4 protein-coding genes are annotated in these 6,000 nt (G+C 63.6%); 2 read left to right on the top strand and 2 right to left on the bottom strand.

The features are described 5' to 3' along the window. Positions 1-920, bottom strand: a 920-nt coding sequence (locus ABZ444_RS36055) for an IS701 family transposase (protein ID WP_358007064.1), incomplete at its 3' end; no start/stop codon positions are given. A 150-nt stretch (positions 921-1,070) separates the two neighbouring features. On the opposite strand from ABZ444_RS36055, the gene ABZ444_RS36050 reads away from it, so the two are divergent. Further along, positions 1,071-1,856, top strand: coding sequence for a uracil-DNA glycosylase family protein (locus ABZ444_RS36050; RefSeq protein ID WP_358007061.1), 786 nt, complete (start codon positions 1,071-1,073; stop codon positions 1,854-1,856). Between the two features lie 776 nt (positions 1,857-2,632). Here ABZ444_RS36050 and ABZ444_RS36045 read toward each other — a convergent pair. Continuing rightward, positions 2,633-3,607, bottom strand: coding sequence for a DUF4360 domain-containing protein (locus ABZ444_RS36045; protein WP_358007058.1), 975 nt, complete (start codon positions 3,605-3,607; stop codon positions 2,633-2,635). 1,998 nt (positions 3,608-5,605) lie between these two features. On the opposite strand from ABZ444_RS36045, the gene ABZ444_RS36040 reads away from it, so the two are divergent. Next, positions 5,606-5,986, top strand: coding sequence for a hypothetical protein (locus ABZ444_RS36040; protein ID WP_358007055.1), 381 nt, complete (start codon positions 5,606-5,608; stop codon positions 5,984-5,986). The last annotated feature ends 14 nt before the right edge of the window (positions 5,987-6,000 follow it).

The following is a 6,000-nucleotide window of genomic DNA, read 5'->3' as shown; positions in this document are numbered from 1 at the left end:
TAGGCCAGTTCCCGTTCGCCCTTGGCGTTGGGGGTCAGGCTGCGCCGGGCCAGCAGCCAACGCTGATAGCCGGGCTCGACCTCGAAACGCACCGATCCCAGTGCCCAGTCATACAGCCGTTCGCCCTTGGCGCCACGGCCGCAGGAGCGGCGCTTCCACGCCTCGGCGGGGGCCTGGGCGGTGGCGGTGTCGGCCCGATCCCCGTCCCAGTCGGTGCCGACCCATTGGCTCTTGGGCACCGCGACCACGTAGCTGAGGCGCTGTTCTTCCAGGAAACGCCGAAACTTGAAGTCCAGGCCGTAAGCCTCATCTGCGGTGACCCACGACACCGGCACGCCGGCCTGCAGCACGCGGACCAGCATCGTGCGTGCCAGTGCCGGCTTGGTGGCGAAGGGCACGTCGGCCGGGATACCGGCCCGGGCGCAGCGGTCACGCTCGTCGGTCCAGGACCTGGGCAGATACAGCTCGGCGTCGATCAGTGCCCGCCCGAGTGGGGAGGCGTAGGCCAGGAAAACGCCCACCTGGCAGTTCTCCACCCGGCCCGCGGTGCCGGAGTACTGGCGCTGTACCCCGGCCGACTTGTCGCCCTTCTTCAGGAAGCCGGTCTCGTCCACGATCAGCACGCCGTCATGGTGGCCGAGGTGTTCCATCACGTACTCACGCAGGTCGACGCGTACTTGGCGCGGGTCCCAGCGGGCGCTGTTGAGCAGGCGTTGCATGCGATCCGGCGCTGTGTCTCCGGCCGCTTCGGCCAGCTGCCAGCTGTTCTTTCGGTCTATGGGGGCCAGTAATCCCAGCAGGTAGGCCCGCGCCTGCCGACGTGGCTCCACCCGCCCGAACCGGCCCGCAACCCGGCCGAACAGCACATCCAGCCCCGTGACCCACTCCTGCAGATCAGCAGCGGTTAAGTCATCTGGCATGCCTCCACGCTACAGATCACAAAACCTCGCTGCAGTACTAGCAGTTGCACTCTGTCGCTCTGGACAGATGTGCTGGCCGTACTGCCCATGAGATAGCAGAAAACCTAAAGTGCTACCCGGCTACCTAGCCATATCAGTGATACTTCGTGCATGACGGACATGTCCATTGCGTCTGAACACGCCTGCTACATCGGCCCAGCAGCCGGAGGCCTGATCAGCTCTGCCTGGTGCAGCTTGGCGTTTGAAGACGTGCTGCGCACTCTCTCTCCGAGCGTCACCGAAGAACCCGTAACGATTCCCGACCTGCTCCTTTACAAGGACGACAAGTTGGAGATCTATTTCGTTCCGTTCGACTGGGTGAATGTCAGCGCTCGGGTGATGCTCGTAGGCCTCACGCCGGGCCGCCAACAAATGCATCTTGCCGTACGGACTGCCGCGCGTGCACTCCAGAGCGGTAAGTCTCTCAACAACGCCCTCAAGGAGGCGGACAAGGTAGGGAGCTTCGCCGGTTCCATGCGTTCCAACATGATCTCCATGCTGGACGGGATCGGGCTTCAGGCCGCACTCGGGATCAGCAGCACTGCCCAGTTCTTTGCGGAACGGTCTGATCTCCTGGCCTCCACGTCCGCCATTTGCCACGCCGTGCTCATCAAGGGGGCGAACTACTCCGGCTCGCCGGCGGTCGATCGTCATCCAGTGCTGACCGCATTTGCTCGACAGGTCCTCAACAAGAACCTCGAGATGGTCCCCGACGCGCTCATCATCCCTTTGGGCAAGGCTGCCAGCAAGGCCGTCGAGCTCACGAACGTCTCGCCCGATCGAGTTCTTTATGGATTCCCGCATCCGTCCGGCGCCAACGGGCATCGAGCACGTCTGTACACCGAGGCACGTGAGGCGATGACGCAGAGAGTTTGTACGTGGACCGGATCTTCCTGATTGAGCGCTTCTCGCAGATCTCGGATTCCCGTCCAAGGCCGTCCGAGTTCGGCATGGGCTTCCTGGGGTCGAGCGCCAGCATCCGCTGGGACTGCTCCCGCTGGGCCCTGAGCACTGGCAGCATCTCGTACCGGGCGCCGTGATCACCATGCACGGGAGGTGACCGTCGGCTGGAACGGTGCGCATCATCAAGGTCATGCTGTGCGTCACGGCAGCTCTTCAGTTGCACTCCTAGTTGCAATCCAGCTCCGGTCAATGCTGTTCGTAGTGGACCGGCCGAGTGCGTTGGTCCATATTGAATCGATCGGGATGGCCAAGATCCGAGCTGCTAATGCGGTTTGGTGGCAACACCATCCGGGGTTCAAATCCCCGATCCTCCGCCAGGTCAAAGGCCCTTCCCCGATCTTCGGGGGAGGGTCTTTTTCGATCTCTGTGGGGCTGTGGGTTGCAGACCCGTCAGCCCCAGAGGGCGGAGTCCATGCGGTCGCTGGCGTCCTTCTCCCGCCCTCGCCCGCTCGGCATCCTGCGCCTCGCGATGTGCCTTGAGCTGGGCGAGGAGTTCGAGCGGGCATGGGGGGTGAGCTGCTCTTGCCCTTCCTGTGGTGGAAGACCAGGCCGCCGACGGTGCGCTTGGGGCACTTGTCCGCATGGCCGGCGCAGTCATTGAGGCAGGGGCCCGCTTGTAGCAGGCATGGCCTGATTTGGTGCAGCCCGGCGTGCAGGTCGGCTGATGTCCGTGGATCGTGCATCTCTTGTGGCAGGAGCGTCGACTTGACTCAGCAGGAGGTGGTCACCTCGGCTACGCAGGAATCGGTGCCAGGCCCGCCGTTGGCGGTGTCGGTGCCCGGCCCACCCAGGATCCGATCGTTGCCGGCTTCGCCGTCGAGGGTGTCGTTGCCGTCGTCGCCGCTGATGTCGTCGTCGCCGGTGCCGCCGAAGCCGGTGTCGTTGCCGGCACCGGCGGAGATCCGGTCGTTGCCCGCGAGGGAGAGGATGACGTCGTCGCCGCCCAGCGCGGCGATACGGTCGGCGAACGGTGACCCGCAGATGACATCGGCACCCGAGGTGCCGACGATGGTCTGCCCCGAGGTGGCGGTGCGCCGGTCGATGGTGCAGGCCGGTCCGTTCTGGAGCGTCCCGTCGACACTGCTGGTGTTGAAGAAGCCGCTGCCGGTCTCTGCGGGGTTGTTGGTGAGGACCAGGCCCGTTTCCACGTTCAGCGCGCGGGTTGCGCCCTGCGCCGACGCCACGTCGTCGTGAAGCAAGATCCGGTCGGAGAAGAGGTACGAGTCGTCGTGTGGCCCCAAGATCTGCGAGCGAACCGACTGAGCCGGGACGGGAGCACCGCTGAAGTTGTAGCTCGCGCTCTGCGTCGCGCTCATCCCTGCTTGGTCCATGAGCGCGTAGCCCTGGTAGGAGAACTTGGCGGTGGAAAGCGAGCTCCCCGGCGGCGTATGCACGTTCAGCGAGAGCGTGCATTCCCTTTCCGAAGCATCACTACCAGGTTCGATGAGCGTCTCGTATGAGCTGAATGTAACCGTGAACGACTTCCCGTCGGGGCTGATCGCCGCCTCCCATGTCCCGGGCGGGCACCCGTTTCCGTTCGCACTGACGCTTGAGATGTATGCCTCGGCCGGGTTGGGGGCAGAGGATGCCGCGACCGCGGGTGTCATGGCTGCTGCGGTGAGGACGGCGGCGGCGAGTGTACTTGCGGCCAGCTTGGGGAGGGTGTTGCGCATGATGAATGGCATGGGGCATTCCTTTCCGTGGTGAGCATTCACAGCGAGAACGTTAGGTAATTTCCTGTGGCTCGTTGACCTGTGTCAGATCGAGCTCGTGAATGGTGTCGCGGTAGCGCGGATGCCGGAGCTGTTCTTTTTGTATCCGCCTACATCGCTGCGACAGTGCGACAAGGGAGATACCCCAGCGTCAAGCATGAAAGACGTACGCACTTTTTATAAGCGTGCAAACAATCAGCAATGAGCGAAAAGATAGCGCGTCCTTGATGTCCGAATATTCGCCATTAAAGTGGATATTATCCTGACGTGTAGCTCCCGAAAATTCCGATTCGCGCAGATATGCCATGATTTAGAGAATCTGGCCCATCGTGCGGCGGTGGGCCAGGGGCAACAACCGCAGCAACCGCGCCATGTTCGGGCGACCTTGAGCGGTCGTGAATGACCCCTGTGAGCAGCTCAAGCAACCTGTAGCGATCTCGCTGCCGAGATTTCATGGCTCTGAGGTTTCCGCGCTGGATTCGGCGTCGGCCTGGGGAGACGGTATCCCCTACTGCTCGGCTTCGTCTCCCGTCGACGCACGAGCTCGTGCTCGTCGGGGAGCCGCTTCGGCTTGCCGGGAGTCTTCAATGGCTGTGCGACTTGTGCGGCATGCCCATCGTCCTCAGCCCGGAAGGCGACGGCGTGGTCATGAATGTCAGGAGCGCCGACGGCCCTGGCAGCCATGCCGTCGTCACGCTCGGCGAATGTTTGAGAAGCCGTCTCCATGAGTCGAGCAGCGAGCACGCGTGTGTCGACTCGGTAGGTCGGCGATGAGCGATGGCTGCATTGATGTCCGCCACTCCGCGCTTGGCGATCAGGCGGTGGTGGGGCTGGTCTAGTTGCAGTTCTAGTTGCAATCCCGCCTCGTATATAGCCCGTCCAGGTGGAACCAATAGGGACACCCAAGACTCGAGCTGCTAATGCGGTTTGGTGGCAATACCATCCGGGGTTCAAATCCCCGATCCTCCGCCAAGTGAAAGGCCCTTCCCCGATCTCCGGGGAAGGGCCTTTTCCGATCTCTGCGGGGGCTGTGGGTTGCGCTTGGCCCGTCAGCCTCAGAGGGCCGAGCCCATGTGGTCGCTGGCGTCCTGCCACAACCTCCGCCTCAAGCCCCGCCGTCTCGGCGGCTCCGCCATTGCCGACAAGATGCACGCCCAGATCGAACGAGCCCACCGCCATGCCCTACGCCTGCGCATCCGCCCAGCTCGCCTACCTGCTTGCCGAAACAGCGTCGTTGGCCGGGCTGGTAGGCCATAGACGCGGTGGCGCTCAACGACGGCTGGAACCACTGCGAACGCGCCAGGGCTGCGGAGCCGAGGACGCCGTCGTCTGGCTTGCTGTGACCATGTGGCGCCGCCGCTGCCGCCACCATGGCCAATCGGGGGATGCGAGCGGATCTGGCGACGTTCGAGCGAGAAAGCTTCTGTCGACGGGAAGTGCGAGGCTGTAGAGGTGCGGTCGCGCCCAACGGGGCAATGCCATGAGCACCTGTTCCAGCGCCCCACGCGGATCGTCCTCGTAACAGCCAAGGCATGTGCAGATGGGCAGGAGCCGGGTGGAAGTGCCGGGAATGACTTCCCGCGTCCAGGCCAGCAGCACCGCAGCCACGTGACCTGGGCTCAGCCGGGCGTGCTCCAGCGCGATCACTGCAGCCATGGGGCGCGGTCCGAGACCGGGAACCTGATGAATCGAAGCTCTGTGGGTTACGCACATGAATTCTCGGGTGCGAACCGCTGAAGGGCGCCTACGCGGCATGGCCCTTTCTGCACGTAGTCATGAGCGTAATGCCGGGACAGCTGTCGGTGGTCCAGGCGTCTTTCGCACACACGTACGATCCCCTGATCTGTCGCGAGCATGGAAGCCAGGCGATCAAGCGGGAGGGACCGATGGGGGTCTTCTTGGATCGACCCCGACGTGATACTCGGCCGGCTCATAGCCCTTGCTGAAGACGTTCCGTTCAGCTTGGACCTGGTGCAGACGATCACCGTCTATCCGCCGTCCGAGGGTGCTCCGGCGACGATGGAGGAGTGGGAGGCTCTGCCCGACGACTCCCCTTACAAGGAGGGGCCGGGAATCGAAGAGCTCCCCGCAGACGTGCGCGACACGCTCGCCGGCATCCCGGACAGCAGGTTGGACGAACTCGTTGAGCACTGGGAGCAGATCGAGGAGTTCGCCAACGTGCCACCGGCCGATGGATACCTTCTGGAGGTTCTTACCGGGCTGCGAGGTCTTGCTCAACGGGCGCAAGAGGAGGAGCAGATGCTCTATTGCTGGATCTGTGTCCAGTCTCTGCCGGTGCTGGGTTCGAGCCCATGGCATCTTGTTCGCAACGGCTGCCGTGCAGCCACCTGATCTCTGATCAATGA

It is taken from the genome of Nonomuraea sp. NPDC005730 (assembly GCF_040630865.1).
In the GTDB taxonomy this organism is placed as follows: domain Bacteria; phylum Actinomycetota; class Actinomycetes; order Streptosporangiales; family Streptosporangiaceae; genus Nonomuraea.
Note: the sequence above shows the minus strand (reverse complement) of the source record. Positions and strands in the feature narration are given on the sequence as shown.